At 70.2% G+C, this 21,701-nt stretch carries 17 protein-coding genes; 6 read left to right on the top strand and 11 right to left on the bottom strand.

Annotated elements, in window-relative coordinates; all coding sequences use genetic code 11:
- Positions 1-48: 48 nt before the first annotated feature.
- Positions 49-846 carry a histidinol-phosphatase gene (gene hisN / locus CRP50_RS07280; RefSeq protein ID WP_097278310.1) on the bottom strand — a complete coding sequence of 266 codons (798 nt, stop codon included), beginning with the start codon at positions 844-846 and terminating at the stop codon, positions 49-51.
- Between the two features lie 177 nt (positions 847-1,023).
- Here hisN and CRP50_RS07275 point away from each other — a divergent pair, with 177 nt between their 5' ends.
- Together CRP50_RS07275 and CRP50_RS07270 are read left to right on the top strand one after the other, a co-directional pair.
- Positions 1,024-1,848: a HesA/MoeB/ThiF family protein gene (locus CRP50_RS07275; RefSeq protein WP_097278309.1), complete on the top strand. Its 825-nt coding sequence runs from the start codon at positions 1,024-1,026 to the stop codon at positions 1,846-1,848.
- 106 nt (positions 1,849-1,954) lie between these two features.
- Positions 1,955-3,055 carry a TRAP transporter substrate-binding protein gene (locus CRP50_RS07270; protein ID WP_097278308.1) on the top strand — a complete coding sequence of 367 codons (1,101 nt, stop codon included), beginning with the start codon at positions 1,955-1,957 and terminating at the stop codon, positions 3,053-3,055.
- A 78-nt stretch (positions 3,056-3,133) separates the two neighbouring features.
- On the opposite strand, the gene CRP50_RS07265 is transcribed toward CRP50_RS07270, so the two are convergent.
- The 9 genes from CRP50_RS07265 to CRP50_RS07225 form a co-directional block, all read right to left on the bottom strand.
- Positions 3,134-3,889, bottom strand: coding sequence for a Bax inhibitor-1/YccA family protein (locus tag CRP50_RS07265; RefSeq protein ID WP_097278307.1), 756 nt, complete (start codon positions 3,887-3,889; stop codon positions 3,134-3,136).
- A 134-nt stretch (positions 3,890-4,023) separates the two neighbouring features.
- Positions 4,024-4,368 (bottom strand): lipopolysaccharide assembly protein LapA domain-containing protein, encoded by a 345-nt coding sequence (locus CRP50_RS07260; RefSeq protein WP_101613964.1) that lies wholly within the window; start codon positions 4,366-4,368, stop codon positions 4,024-4,026.
- Between the two features lie 37 nt (positions 4,369-4,405).
- Positions 4,406-4,711, bottom strand: a complete 306-nt coding sequence (ihfB, locus tag CRP50_RS07255; RefSeq protein WP_097278306.1) for an integration host factor subunit beta — start codon at positions 4,709-4,711, stop codon at positions 4,406-4,408.
- Positions 4,712-4,867: 156 nt separating this feature from the next.
- The gene (locus CRP50_RS07250) at positions 4,868-7,651 is read right to left on the bottom strand and encodes a hybrid sensor histidine kinase/response regulator (RefSeq protein WP_141415079.1); all 2,784 of its coding nucleotides are present in this window, start codon (positions 7,649-7,651) and stop codon (positions 4,868-4,870) included.
- A complete protein-coding gene (locus CRP50_RS07245) occupies positions 7,648-8,997 on the bottom strand; it encodes an urea ABC transporter substrate-binding protein (protein ID WP_097278304.1) in 1,350 nt (449 codons plus the stop codon). The genes CRP50_RS07250 and CRP50_RS07245 overlap by 4 nt, the downstream gene beginning before the upstream one ends.
- 104 nt (positions 8,998-9,101) lie before the next feature.
- Positions 9,102-9,686, bottom strand: a complete 585-nt coding sequence (locus CRP50_RS07240) for a GNAT family N-acetyltransferase (protein ID WP_097278303.1) — start codon at positions 9,684-9,686, stop codon at positions 9,102-9,104.
- Positions 9,687-9,721: 35 nt separating this feature from the next.
- Positions 9,722-10,786, bottom strand: coding sequence for an ABC transporter substrate-binding protein (locus CRP50_RS07235; protein ID WP_097278302.1), 1,065 nt, complete (start codon positions 10,784-10,786; stop codon positions 9,722-9,724).
- Entirely contained in the window at positions 10,783-12,849 is a 2,067-nt protein-coding gene (locus CRP50_RS07230) for an MFS transporter (RefSeq protein WP_097278301.1), read from the bottom strand. The genes CRP50_RS07235 and CRP50_RS07230 overlap by 4 nt, the downstream gene beginning before the upstream one ends.
- Positions 12,846-13,682: a hypothetical protein gene (locus tag CRP50_RS07225; RefSeq protein WP_141415078.1), complete on the bottom strand. Its 837-nt coding sequence runs from the start codon at positions 13,680-13,682 to the stop codon at positions 12,846-12,848. Before CRP50_RS07225 ends, CRP50_RS07230 begins: the two co-directional genes overlap by 4 nt.
- 255 nt (positions 13,683-13,937) lie before the next feature.
- Here CRP50_RS07225 and CRP50_RS07220 point away from each other — a divergent pair, with 255 nt between their 5' ends.
- Genes CRP50_RS07220 through CRP50_RS07210 form a run of 3 tightly spaced genes read left to right on the top strand, consistent with a single transcriptional unit; the run spans position 13,938 to position 15,702 of the window.
- Positions 13,938-14,558 (top strand): type VI secretion system tube protein Hcp, encoded by a 621-nt coding sequence (locus CRP50_RS07220; RefSeq protein ID WP_097278299.1) that lies wholly within the window; start codon positions 13,938-13,940, stop codon positions 14,556-14,558.
- Between the two features lie 15 nt (positions 14,559-14,573).
- Positions 14,574-15,077 carry a type VI secretion system tube protein Hcp gene (locus CRP50_RS07215; protein WP_097278298.1) on the top strand — a complete coding sequence of 168 codons (504 nt, stop codon included), beginning with the start codon at positions 14,574-14,576 and terminating at the stop codon, positions 15,075-15,077.
- 37 nt (positions 15,078-15,114) lie between these two features.
- Complete coding sequence (locus CRP50_RS07210) at positions 15,115-15,702, top strand: type VI secretion system tube protein Hcp (RefSeq protein ID WP_097278297.1); 588 nt, start codon at positions 15,115-15,117, stop codon at positions 15,700-15,702.
- Positions 15,703-16,087: 385 nt separating this feature from the next.
- Here the strand turns inward: CRP50_RS07210 and CRP50_RS07205 are convergent, their stop codons facing one another.
- Complete coding sequence (locus CRP50_RS07205) at positions 16,088-17,872, bottom strand: acyl-CoA dehydrogenase (protein ID WP_097278296.1); 1,785 nt, start codon at positions 17,870-17,872, stop codon at positions 16,088-16,090.
- 281 nt (positions 17,873-18,153) lie between these two features.
- Between CRP50_RS07205 and CRP50_RS07200 the strand changes: the two genes are divergently transcribed.
- Positions 18,154-21,588: a PAS domain S-box protein gene (locus CRP50_RS07200; RefSeq protein ID WP_176525066.1), complete on the top strand. Its 3,435-nt coding sequence runs from the start codon at positions 18,154-18,156 to the stop codon at positions 21,586-21,588.
- The last annotated feature ends 113 nt before the right edge of the window (positions 21,589-21,701 follow it).

Raw genomic sequence — 21,701 nt, 5'->3', positions numbered from 1 at the left:
GACAACGCCGCCGGAAGAACCGCCGTTCGGAAGAAGGAAGGAAGGGAGTTACCCCGCCAGCCGTTCCAGCGCCGCCGCGTGCAGGCGGGCGTCGCCGGCGGCGAGGACGCGGCCGTCGGAGTCGGGCGTCAGCGGCCGGCCCTGCCAGTCGGTGACGATGCCGCCGGCCTGCTCGATCACCGGCACCACGGCGGCCCAGTCGTAGACCTTGAGGTCCGCCTCGCACACCAGATCCACGAAGCCCAGCGCCAAGAGGCCGTAGGCGTAGCAGTCGGAGCCGTAGCGCGGCAGCTTCACCGACTGATACAGCCGCTGGAAGGCCGTCCAGTCGTCGCCCTTGAACATCTCCGGAGCCGTCGCATAGAGCGTCGCCTGGGCGAGATCGGCGCAGGGCCGCGTCCTCAGCGCCTTGCCGGCCAGCGTGGTGCCGTGGCCGGCGGCGCCGATCCAGCGCTCGCCGGTGATCGGCTGGTCGATGACGCCGAGCCAAGGGCGGCCGTCCTTCAGCAGGGCGACGAGGGTGCCGAAGCTCGGCTTGCCGCTGATGAAGGCCTTGGTGCCGTCGATGGGGTCGAGCACCCACACCAGCTCCGCCCCCTCGTTGGCGCGGCCGAATTCCTCGCCGATGATGCCGTGGTCGGGCACCACCTCGGCCAGCACGGCGCGGATGGCTTCCTCGGCGCCGCGGTCGGCGATGGTGACGGGGCTCGCGTCCGACTTGTCATCGACCGCCACCGGCGTGCGGAAGTACTGGCGGATGACGGCGCCGCTGGTGTCGGCCAGCCGGTTGGCCAGCGCCAGAAGCTCGGCGGGCACGGCGGGGGAGCTGAGCGAGCTGACGGTCATGGCGCGGGCACCTCGGCGGCAGGGGTTGGATCGCTGCCCCAGTCGGTACAGGGCGGCGCGGGCGCGGTCAACGGGAACAAGGGCGTGCGTCCCCGCCGGGCGACGACGGGTGGCCCTGGACAGGCGGCCCCGCCCCGGCGTTACATGGGCGCCGGACCGCGACGAGGACGAGACGCCGTGACCTTCAGCGAAGACCAGATCCACCGCTACGCCCGCCACATCATCCTTAAGGAGGTCGGCGGCACCGGCCAGCAGGCGCTGCTGGATGCCCGCGTGCTGCTCATCGGCGCCGGCGGGCTGGGCTCGCCGCTCGGGCTTTACCTGGCGGCGGCGGGCGTCGGCACCATCGGCATCGTCGACGACGACACCGTCGACCCCTCCAACCTGCAGCGCCAGATCGCCCACGACACCACCACCCTCGGCCGCCCGAAGGTAGAGAGCGCGGCGATGCGCATGCGGGCGCTCAACCCCGACGTCACCGTGGTCGAGCACCGCTGCCGCCTCACCGCCGGGAACGCGCTGGAGCTGGTGGGCGCCTACGACATCGTCGCCGACGGCTCCGACAACTTCGAGACGCGCTTCCTGGTCAACGACGCTTGCCACTTCGCCGGCAAGACGCTGGTCTCCGGCGCCATCCTGCGGTTCGACGGCCAGCTGACCACCTTCGCCACCCACCGCGGCGGACCGTGCTACCGCTGCATCTACGGCGACGTGCCGCCGCCCGGCTCCGCCCCCACCTGCGCCCAGGCCGGCGTGCTGGGGGCCGTGCCGGGCGTGATCGGCTCGCTACAGGCGACCGAGGTGCTGAAGGAGATCCTCGGCGTCGGCACCTCCATGGCCGGGCGCTTGCTCATCTGGGACGCGCTCGGCGCCGAGTTCCGCACCGTCCGCGTGCCGCGCGACCCCGGCTGCCCGCTGTGCGGCGACGCGCCCACCATCACCGACCTGTCGCCCCACGCCGGCCGCGAGGCCGCCGCCTGCGGGGTGCGCCCCCAGGGCTGAGGGCGGCTGCGAAAGCTTATTTTTTCCAATGGCCTGAGCTTTGCCGGATTGTTACTGTTCTGGCACCCGGGGGATGCCGGGAATTGCCGAGATCGAGGAAACGACCATGAAACGACGGGACTTCCTGACGGGCGCCGCAGTTTCCGGCGTCGCCGCCGCTGCGGCCGGCGGCCTGGCCGCGCCGGCCATCGCGCAGGACAAGCAGGAATGGAAGCTGGTCACCACCTGGCCGAAGAACGCCCCGGGCGTCGGCGTCAACGCCCAGCGCTTCGCCGATGCCGTCACCGAGATGAGCGGCGGCCGCCTGACGGTGCGCCTGTTCTCCGCCGGTGAACTGGTGCCGCCCTTCGAGTGCCTCGACGCCGTGCAGTCCGACGTCGCCCAGATGGCCCACGCCACGCCCTACTACTGGGTCGGCAAGAGCCCGGCGCTCAACTACTTCAGCACCATTCCCTTCGGCCTGACCGCCTGGGAACTGGCCGGCTGGCTCTACTTCGGCGGCGGCCAGGAGCTGTGGGACGAGGTCTACGCGCCGTTCGGCGTGAAGGGCCTCTACGCCGGCAACTCGGGCGTCCAGGCGGGCGGCTGGTTCAACAAGGAAATCAACTCGGTCGAGGACCTCAAGGGCCTCAAGATGCGCATCGCCGGCCTCGGCGGCGAGGTGATGCGCCGCCTCGGCGTCGCCGTCACCCTGACGCCGCCGGGCGAGATCATGCCTTCGCTCATGTCGGGCGCGGTCGATGCGGCGGAGTGGGTGAGCCCCTGGCTCGACATCGCCTTCGGCCTGCAGAAGGCGGCCAAGTACTACTACATGCCGGCCTTCCACGAGCCCGGCCCGGCGCTCGAGGTGATGGTCAACAAGGCGCGGTGGGACAGCCTGTCGCCCGACCTGAAGGCCATCGTGACCCGCGCGGCGCAGGCCTCGTCGGCCGAGAGCCTGGCCGACTTCACCTACCACAACATCGACATCTACTCGCAGATCGCCGAGAAGTGGCCGGACGTGCAGGTGCGCTCGCTCAACGACGACATCCTGAAGGCGCTGGCCAAGACGACTCGCGAGGTGGTGGACGAACTGGCCGCCAAGGACGCGCTGGTGAAGAAGGTCCACGACAGCTACATGGCCTACAACCAGAAGGCCTGGCGCTACCAGAACAACGCCGACCTGCCGGTGCTGCAGATGCGCAAGTGGTTCTTCGAGAACGCTTGATCCCTGCCGGACCGACGCCCACGAAAAAGGCCCCGGAGCGGATGCTCCGGGGCCTTCTCGTTTACGCCGTCACCTGGATCAGCGGCGCTCGCCGAACAGGCGCAGCAGCATGATGAACAGGTTGATGAAGTCGAGGTACAGCGTCAGCGCGCCCATGACCGACTTCTTGGCGGCGATCTCGGAGTGGTCGCCCTCGAAGTACATGTCCTTGATCTTCTGCGTGTCGTAGGCGGTGAGGCCCGCGAAGATCAGCACGCCGGCGACCGACACGATGAAGTAGATCATCGGGCTGCCGAGGAAGATGTTCACCACCGACGCGATCAGGATGCCGATCAGGCCCATGATGAGGAAGGTGCCGAGGCCCGACAGGTCCTTCTTCGTGGTGTAGCCGAACAGGCTGAGGCCCGCGAAGGCACCGGCCGAGATGAAGAACACCCGCACGATGGAGGCGTCGGTGTAGGTCAGGAAGATGGTCGACAGCCAGATGCCGTTCAGCGCGGCATAGGCCCAGAACGTCCCCTGCGCCGCCGCCGCCGACATCTTGTTGATGCGGAACGACAGGAAGAAGACGATGCCGAGCGTCGCGAACATGCTGATCCACACCAGCATGGACGGCTGCACCGAGCCGTCGGCCCCCATCTGGTAGAACATCGGCGCCAGCACGCCGAAGCTCGAGGTCGGGCTCGACAGCAGGGCGATGATGCCGGTCAGGGCCACGCCCGAGGCCATGTAGTTGTAGACCTTGAGCATGTAGGCCCGCAGGCCCTGGTCGATCTCGGCCTGGGTGGCCGTCCCGGTGCGCGCGGCGAACCGGGTATTGTAATCAAGCGCCATGGTCGTCCCTCTGAAACAAGACAGACTGAGTTAGGTCGTAATATGGACGCCTCCGCCACGACTTCAACCACGGTCCGTCTCGATTCCCGTGGTATTTTCGTGGCAGGCCCGGCAGGGCGCCGGGACGGGCGCGATCAGGCGGCCGGCGGCAGGCTCTTCTGCTCTTCCACCGGCGCGGCGAGGCGCTCGGTTTCCGTCTTCAGCGTCTGGTTCTCGCGTTCGAGGGTGCGGATCTTGCGCTCCTGCCCCTTCTTCTCGCGCCGCGTCTGGGCACGCTTGTGGCTGCCCGAGGCCCAGGCGAACAGGGCGCCGATGACGATGCCGACTGCCAGCGTGCCGAGCGACAGCAGATAGAGCGGCAGCGTCGCCGTCCAGGGGAAGGGCCACAGTTCCACCGTCACCATGTCGCGGTTTGCGACGGCGAAGACGATGGCGACCACCGCGAGCGGCAGGCCGATGAGCCGGCGAATCAGTTTCACGCGATCCTCCCTTCGGGCCTCGCTTCAGGACGGCCGGTCATTCGGCCGCGGCGTCGGCCGCGTCGGCGTCGTTCAGGAGCTCGCGCAGCTGCTTGCCCGTCTTGAAGTACGGCACGGCCTTTTCGTCCACGTCTACGGCCTCGCCGGTGCGCGGGTTGCGCCCGGTGCGGGCGTCGCGATGCTTGACCGAGAAGGCCCCGAAGCCGCGCAACTCCACCCGGTCGCCGCGAGCCAGCGCCGTCGCGATCTCGTCGAAGATGCACGACACGATGCGCTCGACGTCGCGCTGGTAGAGGTGAGGGTTGCGCTCCGCCAGACGGGCGATGAGTTCCGATTTGGTCATGGCCCACTTACCTCGCGAGAAGGGCCGGCACGCCACGCGCGGGAACCCCATGTCCCCCGCCCGCGCCGCCCGATACGCCTGCGGGCGGCCGGCGGCGCAACGCCACGTTTCGGCCAGTCTGCAAAAGCGTGCCAGAGGTGGGCCGGTGCGTCAAGGTTAAGCCCTTGCGCCGGCTTGCATATTTCTTGGGCTGCCGGAGGCGTCGACGGCCCCCTCGCCGGACCCGGCGCACCAGGCGTCGAGCGCCTGGATGCTGCCCTCCGTCAGCGCCGGCAAGCCGCTCAGCAGGGCCTCCACCGCCGGCCCGTCCTCGGCGCGGGCCGCCTTCTCCAGCGCCTTGGCCACCGCCCGCAGGGCCGGCAGGCCGTAGCTGCCGGCCACGCCGGCCAGCCGATGCGCGGCGGCCGCCGCCGCCGCCGGATCGTCGTCGTGCCACGCCTCGCGCACCCGGGCGGCGTTGCCGCGCAAGGAGTCGTCGGCCATGGCGACCAGCCGCGCCACGTCCGCCGGCGGCAGGGCGCCGGCCAGTTCCTCGAGGTAGGCGGGGGCGAGCAGCGCCGCCGCGTCCGCCTCGGCTGCGACGGCTTCGGCCGGCGGCGGCGGCACCGGGCGGCCCGCCACGGCGGCGGCCAGCGCCGCCCGCAGATCGTCGAGCCGCACCGGCTTGGCCACCACCGCCACCATGCCGGCGGCGGCGCAGGCGGCGTGATCCTCCGGCAGCAGGTTGGCGGTCGCCGCCACCACCGGCGGGCCGTCGGCGGCGGCGATGCGGCGGGCGACCTCGGTTCCCGGCAGGTCGGGCAGGCGCAGGTCGCACAGCACCACGTCGAAGTAGCCCGCCGCCACCGCCGCCAGCGCCGCCGCCCCGTCGGCGACCACGCGCACCACGTGCCCGTCGCGGGCGAGCAGACCTTCCATCACCTGGCGGTTCACGTCGTCGTCTTCCACCACCAGCACCGACAGGGGCGTCAGGCGGGCCGGCAGGTCTTCCGACTCGGGCTCGGGGGCGGCCGCCGGGCGGACCGGCAGGTCGACGGTGAAGACCGCGCCGGCGCCCGAGTCGCTCCCCACGTCGATGGCGCCGCCCATGCCCTCCACCAGCCGGCGCGAGATGGCGAGGCCGAGCCCGGCGCCGCCGTGCCGCGCCCCGGCCTCCAGCTGGCTGAAGGGCTGGAACAGGCGCTCGCGCCCCTCCGCCGGGATGCCGGGGCCGGTGTCGGCGACGGTGAAGCGCAGGCGCCCCTCCCCCACCGTCGCGACGGTCAGGCGGACGCTGCCGCGCTCGGTGAACTTCACCGCATTGCCGAGCAGGTTGAGCAATACCTGACGCAGCCGCGCCGGATCGCCCGACACCCGCGCCGGCACGTCCGCCGCCACCGCCACCGACAGGCGCAGGCCCTTGGCCTCGGCGGTCGGGCGCAGCAGGGCTTCCAGCGCCTCCACCAGCCCGGCGACCTCGAAGGCGCGGTCGGCGAACTCCAGCTTGCCGGCCTCGATGCGGGTGATGTCGAGCACGTCGTTGACCAGATCCGTCAGCGCGGCGCCGGAGCTCTGGATGGTGCGCAGGCAGCGCAGCGCCTCCGGGTCGTGGGCGAGGCGCGGGCGCAGCAGTTCCGCCATGCCGAGCATGCCGTTGAGCGGCGTGCGCAGCTCGTGGCTCATCATGGCGAGGAACTCGGTCTTGGCGCGCGTGGCGCTTTCCGCCTGTTCCTTGGCGCGGGTCAGCTCGGCCGTGCGCTCGTCCACCAGCCGCCGCAGGCCGGTCTGGTAGACGTGGATGCGGCGCGCCATGTCGTTGAAGGCATGCGCCAGCGAGGTCAGCTCCCAGGCGCCGGTATGCGGCTCCACTTCCTCCAGCACCCCCTGCGACAGGCGCCGCGTCGCGGTCTCCAGCTCGCGCACCGGCGAGGTGATGGCGCGCGCCATGAGCACCGACACGGTGACGATGAGCGCCAGCACCACCGCCACCACCGCCAGCCCGGTCAGCCGCAGGCGGTCGATGGGCGCCATGCGCTCGGCCACGTCCACCTTCACCACCAGGCCCCAGCGGAACGACGGCAGGTAGCGCCAGGCCGCCAGCACCGGCTCGCCGCGGTAGTCCACCGTCTCGCCGACGCCGCGGCTGCCGCCGAGCGCCAGGCGGAAAGGGGCGGCGCCCGCATCGTCGGCGGCGAAGCGACGGCTGGCGAGCGCCTCGGGGAAGCGGGCCGGGCCGTGCAGGTCGATGCCCTCTCCCGCCGGCCCGATGCCGGCCACCAGCGTCTCGCCGGTGGAGCCGAGGGCGGAATAGTCGGTGACGATGCGGAAGACGTCGGCCTTGTCGATCTGCAGGGCGACGACGCCGATGACCCGCCCGTCGCGCAGGATGGGCGCGGCGGTGAAACTGGCGATGTCCTTGGACGGCGGGTACCAGGTGAAGTCGGAAACGTGCGGCTCCAGCAGCGTGCGCGCCAGCTCGAACACGTTGGCGAGCGTGGTGCCGCGATAGTCGCCGGTGACGAGGTTGGTGCCGAGGTCGGCTTCGCGGATGGCGGTGAACACCACGTCGCCGTCGCCGGCGATGAGGAACAGGTCGTAGGCCCCCAGGCTCTCGCGCAGGTGGCGCAGCATGCGCTCGTACTGCTCCGCCGCCTCGCCCCAGCGCGGGCTGCCGATGCCGCCCGCCGCGTGACCCTCGGCGAAGGCGGTCACGGCGTCGGCGATGGCCGGCATGCTGGCGAGCGCCACGGCATCGCGCAGGCGGTCGTTGGCATAGGCCTCCAGCCGCCCCACCTTGGCGTCGGCGACGGCGGCCAGCGACTGCTTGATCTCCTGCCGCAGCTGGTCCTCGGCGGAGCGGAAATAGCTCCACCCCACCACCATGAGCGGCAGCAGGCCGAGCAGCACGAACATGGCGCCGATCTCGGCCGCCAGGGAGAAGCGCACCGGCCGCCGGCTCATGGCCGTGCCTCCCCGGCGGCGGCGGGCGAGGAGCCGGCGACCGGCCCCGGCGCCGCCCACGATCCGCCCCAGCCGTAGAACATGGCCTGCAGGAAGCCCTGCCACTCCTGCCGCGAGCGCAGGCCGGGGAAGGGGATGGGGCGCACCGGCCGGCCGCTCGACCACACGATGTCGAAGTCGCCGTCGCCGCGCACCCGGCCGATGAGCACCGGCCGCCAGGTGTGCTGGGTGATGGGGTCGAGGTAGATGATGCCGCTCGGCGCCTTCAGGGACTGGCCGAGCAGGCGGGCGCGGTAGTCGCGGTAGAGGTCGCTTTCCGCCTCCGCCACCGCCTGCGCCCACAGGCGGACGCCGAAATAGGCCGCCTCCATGGGCGCCGTGGTCTGGGCGGCGGCGCCGTAGCGGCCGCGGAAGCCGGCCTTGAAGGCCTGGTTCTCGGCCGTCGCGACGCTCTGGAAGTAGTTGCGGGCGGCGTAGTCGCCCTGTACCAGCTCCGGCCCGATGGCGCGCACCTCGCTCTCGGCGAGGCTGAATGACATGACGGGGATGGCGTCGGGCGTCACCCCGGCGGCGCGCAGGGCCTTGTAGAAGGCAATGTTACTGTCGCCGTTGATGGTGTTGAACACCACGTCGGGCCGCGTCGCCTTGATCTCTTCCGCCACCGCCGCGAAGTCGGTGGAGCCGAGCGGCCGGTAGGCTTCCGCCACCACCTCGCCGTTGAGCGCCGCCACCTGCGCCCGCACGATGGCGCCGGCGGTGCGCGGGAAGACGTAGTCGGACCCGACCACGAAGATGCGGCGCCCCAGGTTGTCGAGCGCCCATTTGGTGGCGGGGATGATCTGCTGGTTGGGGGCGGCGCCCGTGTAGACGATGTTGGGCGACTGCTCCAGCCCCTCGTACTGCACAGGGTAGAACAGCACGTGGTCGTGCGCCTCGAAGATGGGCTTCACGGTCTTGCGGCAGGCCGAGGTCCAGCAGCCGAAGACGGCGGAGACCTTCTTGTCGACGATGAGCGTCTCGGCCTCGCGGGCGAAGACGTCCCAGTCGCTGGCGCCGTCCACCAGGATGGGCTCGACGGGCCGGCCGAGCACGCCGCCGGCGCGGTTCAGCTCGGCGATGGCGAACAGCGTCGCCTCGGCGACGGGACGCTCGCTGACCGCCATGGTGCCGGTGAGGGAATGGAGAACGCCGACGCGGATGGGCGCCTTGGCCCGCTGCCCGGCGCCGCCGAGCACCGCCGGCACGTTCATGGCGATGAAGATGCCGACCAGCGCGGCGACGATGGCGCCGGCGTAGTAGCGGTGGCGCGGTGCCAGGACCCGCCGGTCATGCTCCCCCGCCGCCATGGCCCGCCGCCTCCCCCGCCCGCCTCATGCTGCACTGCACGAGAAACAGGATAGCAGGCGGCGGGGCCGGGGCCGAAGCGGGAAACGCGGTCAGGTGGCCGACGTCAGGGCGCGGCCTCCTCGATCACCGCCTCGGTGAAGACCTGCCCAGGATCGACGCCGTCCTCGATGGGCGGGCCGTCGAGCACGAAACTGTAGCCCGACTGCACGAAGCCGAGGCGACTGTAGAGCTTGTGCGCCACCTCGCGGGTATAGGCGGTGGCGACGATGATGCGGGCGCAATTGCGTTCCCGCAGCTTGGCGAGGCACCAGTTCATCATGCGCTTGCCGATGCCGCGGCCGCGCAGGGCGGAGTCGACCACCACCGAATCCACCTGCGCCTTGACCCGCGGGCTGCGCACCAGGTTGCAGTAGATGACCAGCTGGCAGGTGGCGACGACGCGCCCGTTCAGCTCACCCACCACCACCATGCCCGAACGCGGGCTGGCGTTGATGTCGCGCAAGGTGGCGCGCATGGCCTCCGGCGTCGGCCGGGCGTCGGGGATGAGCTGGACGTAGAGGTCGCGCAGCGCCTCCACGTCGTCCTCTGTGGCGCGACGGAAGGTCAACCCCTCCATGGCGGGCAGCGTGCGGAGCTCGTCGGGCTCGGCGGCGGCGGTGGGTGCGGTCACGGCGGGACCCATCGTCATGTCGGCCTCCTTGGGGGCTGGCTGGCCGGTGCGGCTCAGCGGATGAACTCCGCGAACCGGATCAGCTTCATCGGCGGATAGATGCCGAGCGTCTTCGCAACCGGCAGGTTGATGAGGAACGAGAAGCGCCGCGGCGCCTCGATGGGAATGTCGGCAGGCGCGGTGCCCTTCAGCACCTGTTCGGCCTTCAGCGCGGTCAGCTGGCCGACGACGTAGTACTGGTTCACCACCCCCATCAGCGCCTTGCCGTCGCGCACCGGCGCCTCGCCGGCGGCGAACACGGGGATGCCGTGGGTGACGGCCTCGGCGGTCAGGGTCTGGCGGTTGATATTCAGGAAGGTGTCGGCGCCCTGGTAGAGCAGGTCGATGCCGGCGGCGGCGAGGTCGGCCACCAGCGGGGCGATGCTAGTCGGGTCGGGCTTGCCGTCGGGGCCGAGCGCCACCGGGCGGGCCAGCACCTCGACGCCGAGCTTCACGCCTTCCTCTTCCACCCGCTTGGTGTTGATGACCGAGTTGCTCTCGGTCGGGGTGTAGATGACGCCGATGCGGTCGAACGACAGGTAGGACCGCGCCGCTTCCAGCTGCACGCTCTCCGGCACCAGATAGTTGGTGCCGGTGATGTTGCGGCCCGACGAGGAGAAGTCGGGCACCAGCTTCGCCTCGATGGGCTGCGAGACGATCATGAACACGCCGGGGATGTCGGTGATGTGCTTGGCCGGGTCGACGGCGTCGTAGGGCCCGAAGGTGGTCAGCGCCGTGGTGGTGCCCCAGGTGACGACCAGATCGGGCCGCTCGCGCTTGATCTCCTCGACGAAGCCGGGGATGGCGGCGGAATTGGTGGCGGCGTCGTAGACCTTGACCGCGGCGGGCACCTTGCGGCTGGTCAGGAAGTCCTGGAAGCCGCGGCAGGCGTCCTCGCATCCACGGAACACGATGAGGGCGATGCGGTAGGACGCCCCCTGCCCCGCCGTCGCCTCGGCGGCCGCGGCGGCGGGCGGCGCCGTCAGGGCGACCACGCCGGCCAGGGCGACGAGGCCCGCCAGCAACAGGGACAGGGCGCGGCGGCGCAGCGGGAGCGGAAGCAACGCGGTGCGGATCATGGTCCGGCCTCCTCGGGCACGGTCGGTCGGCCGGCGGCCGGTCTGCTGAAGGTGAGCGAAAGCCAGAGCAGCACCGCCGTGCCGGCGACGATGCCGCCGATCACCTGGGCTGCGGTCTGGTAGCTGTAGAAGGTGGCGAGGCTGCCCGCCACCAGCGGGCCGAGCACGCTGCCGATGCGCTCCACCACGCGCAGCACGCCGAGCAGCGCCGTCTGGCCGATATCCTTCACTTCCTCGACGCAGATCTCGGGGATCATGGCGATGAGGGGGGCGGTCGCGACGGCATGGCCGATGCCGAGGGTCACCACCGCCGCCAGCACGCCCAGTTCGCCGCCGCCGAGGTAGGGGATGGCGAGGGCGCCGATGCCGGCGATCACCCCGCCCAGCACCACCAGCCCGCCGCGCCAGCCGCGGCTGTCGGCCAGACGGGCGAACAGCGGGCTCATGACGATCATGATGGCGAAGTAGACCATCATCTGGCGGCCGATGGCCGACTGGTTGTTGCCCAGTTCCGCCAGATAGAGCGGGATCATGTAGAACAGGAAGCCGGTCAGGATCAGCTTGGCGGGCACGGCGCCGAGCACCAGCAGGGCGATGAAGCGGCCGTTGGTCGACACCCGCTTCATGGCCTTGGTCAGCGGCATGCGGGCCGCCGCCTCCTTCTTCGGCTGGGCCGTGAAGACGTGGGCGACGATGAGGCCGGAGATGATGACCATCACCGCCGACACCACGAAGGTGGCGCGGAAGCCGATACGGTCGGCGATGACGCCGCCGAACGAGGTGCCGCAGATGGCCGCCACCATGATGGCGGTGACGAAGACCGCCATGCCCTGGGCGCGGTTCTCGCCGGTGGTCATCTCGGCGATGCGGCTCTGGCAGGCGATGGTCGCCATGGCGTAGCCGACGGCGTTGAGCGACCAGAAGGCGATGAGCTGGCCGAAGGTCTGGGCGAAGCCGGTGCCGATCATGCCGACCAGCGTCGGCACCAGGCTCAGCAGGAACAGCCGGCGGCCGCCGATGCGGTCGGCCCAGCCGCCGGAAATGGGCGTCGCCGAGGCCATGAAGAACATGAAGGCCGAGATCGGCAGGCCGAGCACCGCCTCGTAGCTGAGGCCGGGAATGGGCGTGTAGAGGTTCTTCACGAAGTTCGGGAAGAACGAGCGCGACATCTCGCCGGCCAGCACGTAGAGCAGCAGCGGCATGCGCACGTCGGTCAGCAGCGGCATCTGCAGCGGCACCACGCCGCCGTCGGCGAAGGTGAAGCCGCGCAGCCGCTCGCGCGCCGCCGCCAGCTTGCCCGCGGCCTCGCCGCCGGCGTCGCTCAGGCGGTCGCGCAGGTGCTGGAAGCGTTCGTTCAGCGCCGACACGCGGGCGTCGACGGCACCGACCAGCCGGCCGACCTCGTCGCCCGAGCGGATGCCGGTGACGTGGCGGAAATCGCCGTTGCCGCCGCGCTGCAGGGTGCGCACCACCAGCGTCAGCGGGCCGCCGAGCGAGCGGTTGATGAAGAACATCAGAAGCTCGAAGGTCGCCAGCAGCGACACCATGAGCACCACCGCCAGGTCGAGGATGATGTCGGTCATGCTGCGGCGGACGAAGTCGGTGGCGATGCCGACGCGCAGGCGGCCGACGCCGGCCGCCCCCTCGCCCTCGCCGCGCAGCACCACGCTGCGCTCGCGGGCGCCATCGGAGCCGAGCGCCGGCTGGGTCGGCATCTGGTCGGCGTTGGGGCCGCGCAGGAACAGCACGCGGTCGTCCATGGTGGTGACGGCGAGGTAGCCGATTTCCGGGTTGTCGCCGAGCGCCTCGTCCAGCACCTCCTCGACGCCGCTGAGCTTGTCGAGCGGGATGCCGAGGTCGAGCGCCTGCTGCAGGCTGCCCGACAGGGCGTTGGCGACGGCCTGGGTCTTGGCGTCCACCTCGGGCAGCAGGTCGCGTTCGAAGGCGCGCAGCGTCAGCAGCAGCACCAGCACGGCGGCGATGACCACCATGATGCCGCTGACCACGATGATGCGCTGGCGGACGTGCCCGAAGTCCATGTCGTCCTTGCGTTCGGCGGTCATGACGCCTGCTTCCGTCCGGCGGTGGAGTCGAGCGCCAGTTCGGCGTCGGTGAGGGCGACTTCGGCGGCGCGGGCGGCGGCGTCGAAGCGGGCGTACTCGCGCCCGATGGCGGCGCCCAGCGCATCGTCGGCGGCGGCCGCCGCGGCGGCCGCCTGGGTGTCGCCGGGGTCGACGGCCTGGGCGGCGAGCGTCTTCAGGCGCTTGGACACCGGCCGGAACAGCACCTGCACCAGCAGGAAGCCGATGGCGGCGACGGCGCCGGAAACGATGATGACGTAGTCGAACAGTTCCTGGGTGATGCCATCCACCCGCTGCGCCGCATAGGCGGGGCTGTAGACCATGGCGACGCCGCCGACGGGCTGCTCCAGCCGGTCCACCAGGGTGGTGCCGACCACGTCGCCGCCCTCCGATGTGCCGCGCCAGAAGCGTCCGCCCGACTGGCGAGCCACGGCGTCGAGCCAGCCCTGGCGCAGGGTGTCGACGGGGATGCCCGCCTTCACGGCCTGATACACGAGGCGCGGCTCGGGCTGCGCCTCGAAGACGTAGATGGCGGTGATGAGGCGGTCCTGGCCGAGGGTGCGGTCGATGAGGGCCTGCATGGTCTGCACGTCCGACAGCGACAACCCGAGCCGGAGCGGAGCCTGGATGCCGTTGTGCAGGTCGCCGGCCGTCACCTCCAGACGCGACAGGATGAGCGCGTCGAGGATCGACTTGTACTTATGGTAGGCAAGAACCGCCACCACGGCCGACGCGAAGATGACGAGCACGAGGATCGTCGCCGTGATCTTGTAGCTGAAACGCAGCCCAAATACGGACTCTCTGCCTATCGGCACTTTTCCCATACCCCCCAATATCCAACTTCACGACTCGCCTTCCCCCCGGCGGCGCGCCGCGACTGCCGTGGTCCCACTCGCGGCCGTCTGGATGGAAACCATACACCAGAAGGCGCGCCAGAGTCTTTTAGAAACTCGCCTTTCGTTTTACCCTTACTCCCAATGGCACCACTTTTCAGTACCCTTGCCGCGCGATTCGGCCGAGAGTAAAGGGGTAGCCGAAACCCATACAGGCGGAACCAGGAAGGACCGGGAGTGGCACAGATCGTCCTCATGATTCCGCGCCGCAGCGACTTCACCGAGCAGCTGTTGCGCGACGTGGCGAGCATGGTCGGCCTTCCCGCAGGCGAACCACCCTGGGTGCAGGGCGAGTGCATGCTCGACGACTACCGTGGGATGATCCTGGTGGAATCCGTCGAATGGGCCACCGAGGTGGAATCCGACGAACCCGGCGACGGCCGCCGCACCGTGCACGCGCCCAAGATCGAGACCATCAAGATCAAGCGGCGGGTGGATACCTCGTCGTCGGCGCTGACCCGCTGGGTGCTCACCACCAAGGTCAGCAAGTACCCGTGGGAACTCTATTTCCTGCGCGCCGTCGGCGGCCAGACCATCCGGTCGCAAACCCAGTTCGAGGGCGGCGGCTTCGAGCAGCGCGAGAACCTGGGCCCCATGCAGGTGAAGTTCATGACCATGCAGATCTTCAATCCGCTCATCACCAAATACTCCTTCTCCATCGGCGACGGCGACGCCGAGGAGAGCATGGAGGTCAGCGGCACCAAGATCCGCTGGGTCTACCACAAGACCAACGACCTGCAGCGGGTGGAGGGCCAGGTGGCCGTCACCTACGACATGCAGTCCGGCCGCGTGAGCTGAGGCGGGCGACACACCATGGCGATCATCCTGCTGAAGATCCCGACCGGCGACTCCACCTGGGTGGAGGGCGAGTCCACCCTCGTCGGCTACGAGAAGCTGCTGGTGGTGGAACAGGTGTCCTACGACATCGAGGTGGAGGCCGAACTGCACGTCGAGGGCCGCCGCACCGTCCACGCGCCGCACCTCGAGCACGTCATGATCGAACGCAAGCTCGACCGCGGCTCGGCCGAGATCACCCGGTCGCTGCTGTCGACGCGCGTGTCCAAGTACCCGTGGTCGCTGCTGTTCTTCAAGGCGGCCGGGGCCGAGAACGCCATGGTCAAGCACTTCATGACCATGAAGCTGCACCGTGCCCTCATCGGCATGCAGTCCATCACGGTCGAGGACGGCGACATCCAGGAGACCCTGGAAGTCAGCGCCGCCGCCATCGAGTGGGAATACACCGCCTTCGATTCCGGCCAGGGCGCCCGCGGCAAGACCTCGTTCACCTTCGACGTCCAGGCCGGCCGCGTCATCTGACGCAGACGCGGCACTCTTTCTTGTTCAGGAGCATACGATGCAGGTCATCTTCCTCGATTTCCCGGGCGTGAAGGGCGAGGTCACCCTGGCCGGCTTCAAGGGCCTCGTCGCCTGCACCGACTTCAAGATGAGCTGCGCCATGGGCCCCCTCGGCGAGACCAAGCTGAAGGACCGCCTGCCGGCGCTCGACGGCGACGAGCAGGAAGCCCGCATGGCCATGGGCATCGACAACATCTCCATCACCCGCACCGTCGACAAGGCGACGCCCAAGTTCTTCGAGCTGGCCTTCGCCGACAAGGACGAACTGGGCGGCGGCGAGACGGCCAAGATCCTGGTGTGCCGCGCCTTCGAGCGCGACGACCCGCTCGGCCTCGGCAACATGCAGCTCGACGTGTCGCTGAGCGGCGCCTCGCTGACCTCGGGCGTGCAATGGACGGAACCCTTCCTGAAGATCACCCTGTCGGACAGCCACATCACCAGCCACGAAATCTCGCTCAGCAACGACAGCCTGACCGAGGATTTCACCATCGGCTTCAAGAAGGTGAAGATGGAGTACATCGTCTACAAGAACGGCAAGTGCGTCGGCAACGTGGTGGCCGCCGTCGACGTCGCCAGCCGCGACTGACGGTCGCGGCGCTCGCTTCTGCAGGATCTGTCGGGGGAAGGGGGCACGGCGGCCGACGCCGTGCCCCGAAAAGTTTAGCGGCCTCCCGGAGGGGTCCAGGAGGCCGCTGTATCCAGTCCGGCTGATCGTCCGTAGGGGCCGAGTGGGGGCGGACCCCTATGTGCGGTGTGGGGTGCGGCGGGAGCGATCAGGTCCGGAGAGGACCATGTAGGAACCTTACCAGCGGGCCGCCCGCCGCGCAGGTGTGGAAAGGTGGACGCCGACGCCCCAAAGCATACCCGACCATGCACCTAGGTATAGCGGCACGTTACCCCTGTCGGCGACAAAGGAAAACGCCCCCGGCCACAGGGCCGGGGGCGCTCCAACCTTTTGAGGCGACCCGGTTTTACAGGTCGATGCCGTACTGGTCGTCGGTCATGGTCATGACCGGCGCCGCGCCCGCCTGCACCGCTGCCAGATGGCCGCCGTGGGCCGGCAGCAGGTTGGTGGCGTAGAAGGTGGCGGTGGCGAGTTTCGCCTTGTGGAACTCCGGATCGCCCTCGCCGGCCGCCAGGGCTGCCTGGGAGGCGATGGCCGACTTCACCATCATCCAGCCGCCGGCGACGGTGCCGAACAGGCGGAGGTAGGGGTAGGCGACGGCGGCGACGGTCACCGGGTCGGCGCCGGCGATGGCGGTCGTGGCCGTCTCGAGGGAGTCGATGCCGGCCATCAGGGCCGCACCCAGCGGCGCAAGGTCGCCGGTGGCGGCGGCGGCCACGTCGCGCATCTCGGCGATCAGGCCGAAGGCGACGGCGCCCTTGTCGCGGGCGACCTTGCGGAACACCAGGTCGTTGGCCTGGATGCCGTTGGTGCCTTCGTAGATCGGCGCGATGCGGGCGTCGCGGTAGTACTGCGCCGCACCCGTCTCCTCGACGAAGCCGAGGCCGCCGTGGACCTGCACGCCCAGGCTCGCCACCTCGACGCCGACGTCGGTCGACCACGCCTTGACCACCGGCGTCAGCAGCGCGACGCGGTCGGCGGCGGCGCGGCGGACTTCCGGCTCGGCATGGCGGTTGGCGATGTCGAACTGCGCCATGGCGGTATAGGCCAGCGCGCGGGTCGCCTCGGTCAGCGCCTTCATGGTGATGAGCATGCGGCGCATGTCGGGGTGGCCGATGATGGCCGGGGTCTTGTCGCCCTTGAAGCCGACCGGCTTGCCCTGCACGCGCTCCTTGGCGTAGGCCAGCGCCTTCTGGTAGGCGCGCTCGGAGATGGCGACGCCCTGCAGGCCGACGTTGAGGCGGGCGTTGTTCATCATCATGAACATGTATTCGATGCCGCGGTTCTCCTCGCCGACCAGATAGCCGGTGGCGCCGCCGGTGTCGCCGAAGGCCATCACGGCCGTCGGGCTGGCGTGGATGCCGAGCTTGTGTTCCAGCGACACGCAACGGGCGTCGTTGCGCTCGCCGAGCGAGCCGTCGGCGCCCACCAGCACCTTCGGCACGATGAACAGGCTGATGCCCTTCACCCCTTCCGGCGCGTCCGGCGTGCGGGCCAGCACCAGATGGACGATGTTTTCCGTCAGGTCGTGGTCGCCGTAGGTGATGAAGATCTTGGAGCCGGTGATCTTGTAGACGTCACCGTCCTTCACCGCTTTGGTGCGCACCTGCGACAGGTCGGAGCCGGCGCCCGGCTCGGTCAGGTTCATGGTGCCGGTCCACTGGCCGGAGACCATCTTCTCCAGGTAGGTGCGCTTCTGTTCTTCACTGCCGTAGTGGCTGAGCAGCTCGCAGGCGCCCTGGTTGAGCAGCGGACACAGACCGAAGCTCATGTTGGCGGCCTGCCACATCTCGTTGACGGCGGTGGTCACCACCCACGGCAGGCCCTGGCCGCCGTATTCGGGATCGAACGGCACGCCGTTCCAGCCGCCTTCGGCAAACTGGCGGTAGGCGTCCTGCCAGCCCGGCGCGGTGCGCACGACGCCGTTCTCCAGCTTGGCACCGCCCGAGCGGTCGCCTTCCCAGTTGATGGGCGACAGCACACCGTGGGCGAACTTGCCCGCTTCCTCCAGCACGGCCGCGACGAGGTCCTCGGACGCTTCCTCGAAGCCGGGAAGAGCGGCGACCTGTTCCATGCCCGCCAGCTTCAGCGCGAAGCTCATGTCCTTGAGAGGCGCAACGTACTCAGACATCGTTCCTGATCCTTCCCAGTCTCGTGCTTTTGCGCGGTGGTGCCGCGGCCCTGCAGGGTGACCAATACGTCACCCCGACGCAATACCCCATGACGCGTCGCCGTGGAAACGAAATCTCCATGACCGCCGTAGGGACGGATCCTGCGACCGCCCGTGCATTTTAGTCCTGTCCCGAACGGACGGGTTGTAATACTTTTGATCCGATCGGGTACCGGCGACGTGCAGTCGCGGCCGAATCCGGGACGGGGACCGAGCGGGGGCTTTGGGGAGCTTGACGGTTGGTGGCTGACAGCGGGGGATCGACGCGCGCCGTGGTCGGCGACGAGCCGGCGACGTGGGACGCCGGCCCGGCGATTCCGGCCGCGGCCCTGGACGCGCTCGGCCCGGCGGTGGTCGTCTACGGCCCCGACGACCGTCTGATCCACGCCAACCGCAACCTTCTGTCCTTCTTCCCCGACCTGGCGCCGCTGTGCACCCCGGGCCGGTCGCTGGACGAGATCGTCGACCAGATCGCCCGCTCCGACTACTTCGCGGTGCAGCCCGAAGACCGCGCCCTGTTCCGCAGCCGCCTGCTGACGCCGCGGGAGATGCGGCGGCGCGAGGTGCAGCTCGCCGACGGCCGCTGGCTGTACATCGAGGACAGCCCCGTGCCCGGCGGCGGCCGCGTCGTCAGCTACACCGACATCAGCGACCTGAAGCGGCGCGAGGCCGACCTGCGGGCCCGCGAGGAACGACTCGACTACGCCATGAAGGCCGCCGCCGACGGGGTGTGGGACTGGGACGTGACGGCCGGCACCGTCTATTACTCGCCGCGCTGGAAGGAACTGCTCGGCTACCGCCCCGACGAGCTGCCCGACACCTGGGAGACCTGGCGCGAGCGCACCCATCCCGCCGACCTGGAGCGGGTGGAGGCCCGCACCCGTCAGGCGGTGGAGGACGGCTCCCCCGCCTACGACACCGAATTCCGCATGCGCCACCGCGACGGCTCGTGGCGGTCCATCCTCAGCCGCGTCCACATCATCCGCGACGAATCCGGCCGCGCCGTCCGCATGGTCGGCACCCACACCGACATCACCGAGCTGCGCGCCGTCGGCGAGCGCGCCGCCCGCACGGCCGACCGGCTGGCGGAGGCGGAACGGCTCGCCGATCTCGGCAGCTGGGAACGCGACGCCCTGGGCACCGAGCAATGGTCGGCCGGCCTGCGCGCCCTGCTCGGCGTCGGGCCCGAGGCGGTGCCGTCGCGGGCGGCCCTGCTCGCCTCCGTCCACCCCGACGACCGGCAGCGCGCCGACATGTGCTTCGACGGCGGCGGGCGCTGCCTTTTGCGCGTGAACACTGCCGACGGTAGTCAGCGGCAGGTGCTCGCCAGCGCCAAGGCCGTCACCGACGACCGCGGCCGCACGGTGCGCGTCGTCGGCACCTGGCTCGACGTCACCCGCACGCGGGCGGTGGAGGATCGCGCCACCCGCGCCGAGGTCCACCTGCTGTCGGCCATCGAGACGGTGGCCGACGGCATCGTGCTGCTCGACCCCGAAAAGCGCATCGTGCTGGTCAACAGCCGCTACGCCGACCACTACCCGGGCTTCGAGGAGATGCTGGAGCCCGGCTGCTCGTTCCCCGCGTTCCTGGCGGCCCTGCGCGAGCGCGGCGCCATCCGCTGGTTCGACGGCATGCCCGGCGACGCCGACTGGGTCTCGCCCCGCCTCGGCGAGATCGGCCACCGCACCGAGCCGCTGGAGATGCAGCTCGACAGCGGGCGCTGGTATCAGGTGCGCGAGACGCGGACGGCCGACGACTACACCCTGCTGGTGCGCACCGACATCACCGACATGAAGCTGCGCGAGGCGGCGCTGACCGAGAGCCGCGCCCGCTTCCGCGCCATGTTCGACAACTCGGTGCAGTTCATCGGCCAGCTGTCGCCCGACGGCCGCGTGCTGGCCGTCAACCAGACGGCCCTGTCGTTCATCGGCGGGCGCGAGGAAGACCTCATCGGCCGCTGGTTCTGGGAGACGCCGTGGTGGAACCACGACCGCACCCAGCAGGACCTGCTGCGCGACGCCCTGACCGAGGCCGCCACCGGCGAGGCCGTCCGCTTCGAGGCGACGCATCCCTCGGCCGACGGCACCCTGCACGTGGTCGACGTCAGCATCAAGCCGGTGCGCGACGCCGACGGGCGCGTCACCATGCTGATCCCCGAAGGGCGCGACATCACGGCCCAGCGCAAGGCGGAACAGGCGCTCGCCGACAACATGCGCTTCGTCCAGGCGCTGGCCGATACGGCGCAGATGCCCATCTACGCCCACGATGCCCGCGGCCGCTACGTGTTCTGCAACGACGCCTTCCTGCTGGCGGTGGGGCGCCCGGCGCGGGAGGTCATCGGCCGCTCCGTCTTCCACGCCTCCTTGCGCGAAACCGGTGTCGACGTACAGCAGATCAACCGCGACCTGCTGGCGGCCGGCGGCAGCGTGACGTACGAGGCCCGCGCTACGCTCGGCGACGGGTCGGTCCGCGACATGATCGTGTCGAAGACCGTCTACTTCGGCTCCGACGGCGACCCCGAGGGCATCGTCGCCGTGCTCACCGACATCAGCCGCCAGAAGGAGGCGGAACGCCGGTTCGGCGATTATGCGCGGTCGTCCGGAGACTGGTTCTGGGAAATGGACCGCATGGGCCGCTTCACCTACGTCTCCGACCGGGTGGGCGACACCACCGGCTTGCGCGCCGCCGACCTGATCGGCCTCAGCCGCGACGACCTGATGGATCCGACCTGGAACCCGGCCGGCATCGCCGCCTACCACCACGCCCTGGAACAGCGGCAGCCGGTGCGCGACTTCGTCTACCGCACGGTCGACATCCGCGGGCGGGTCCATTTCATCCGCGTCAACGCCGTGCCGGTGCACGACGCCACCGGCCGCTTCATCGGCTTCCGCGGCACGGGCTCGGAGGTGACGGCGCTGACCCAGGCCGAAGCCGACCTGCGCGCCGCCAAGGAGGCCGCCGAGGTGGCGAGCCGCGCCAAGACGGAATTCCTCGCCGCCATGGGGCACGAGCTGCGCACGCCGCTCAACGCCATCATCGGCTTTTCGGAAGTCATGGGCATGCAGGCCCTCGGGCCGCTCGGCAACGAGACCTACCTGGAATACGCCCGCGACATCCGCCTCTCGGGCGAGCACCTGCTGGCCCTGGTGAACGACGTGCTCGACGCCTCGCGCATCGATTCCGGGCGCATGGAGCTGACCGAGGAAGAGGTCGACCTCGCGCGGCTGGGCAAGGCGGTGGAACAGCTCGCCCTGCAGCGGTCGCTCGACGCCGGCGTCGCTTTGGCCGTGGACGTGGTCGACGGTCTGCCGCCCTTCCGCGCCGACGAACGCCGGCTGAAGCAGGTCTTCGTCAACCTGCTGTCCAACGCCGTCAAGTTCACCGAGGCGGGCGGGGCCGTCTCGCTGGTGATCGACCGCGACGAGGACGGCTGCCTGAGCGCCGTCGTCTCCGACACCGGCATCGGCATGAGCGCGGCCGACCTCGCGCGCATCCAGCACCGCTTCACCCAGATCGATTCCAGCCTCGGCCGCAAGTACGAGGGCATGGGCCTCGGCCTGTCGCTGGCCAAGGACATCGTCGAGCTGCACGGCGGCAGCCTCGGCATTTCCTCGACGCCCGGCATCGGCACCACCGTCACGGTCGTGCTGCCGGCCGGGCGCTTCGCCGAAGGCTGACGGCGCGTTCCCACCGCCGGTTGCGGCGCGCCGACGGCCACGGTATAAGCCCCCCATCACCATCACGAGCGGCGATTCGCGCCGCCGCAGGAAGCGTCCGGCCCGCCCTCCCT

The sequence above is a fragment of the Caenispirillum bisanense genome, assembly GCF_900230255.1.
In the GTDB taxonomy this organism is placed as follows: Bacteria; Pseudomonadota; Alphaproteobacteria; order Rhodospirillales; family Rhodospirillaceae; genus Caenispirillum; species Caenispirillum bisanense_A.
This window is presented reverse-complemented; position numbering and strand designations above follow the sequence as displayed.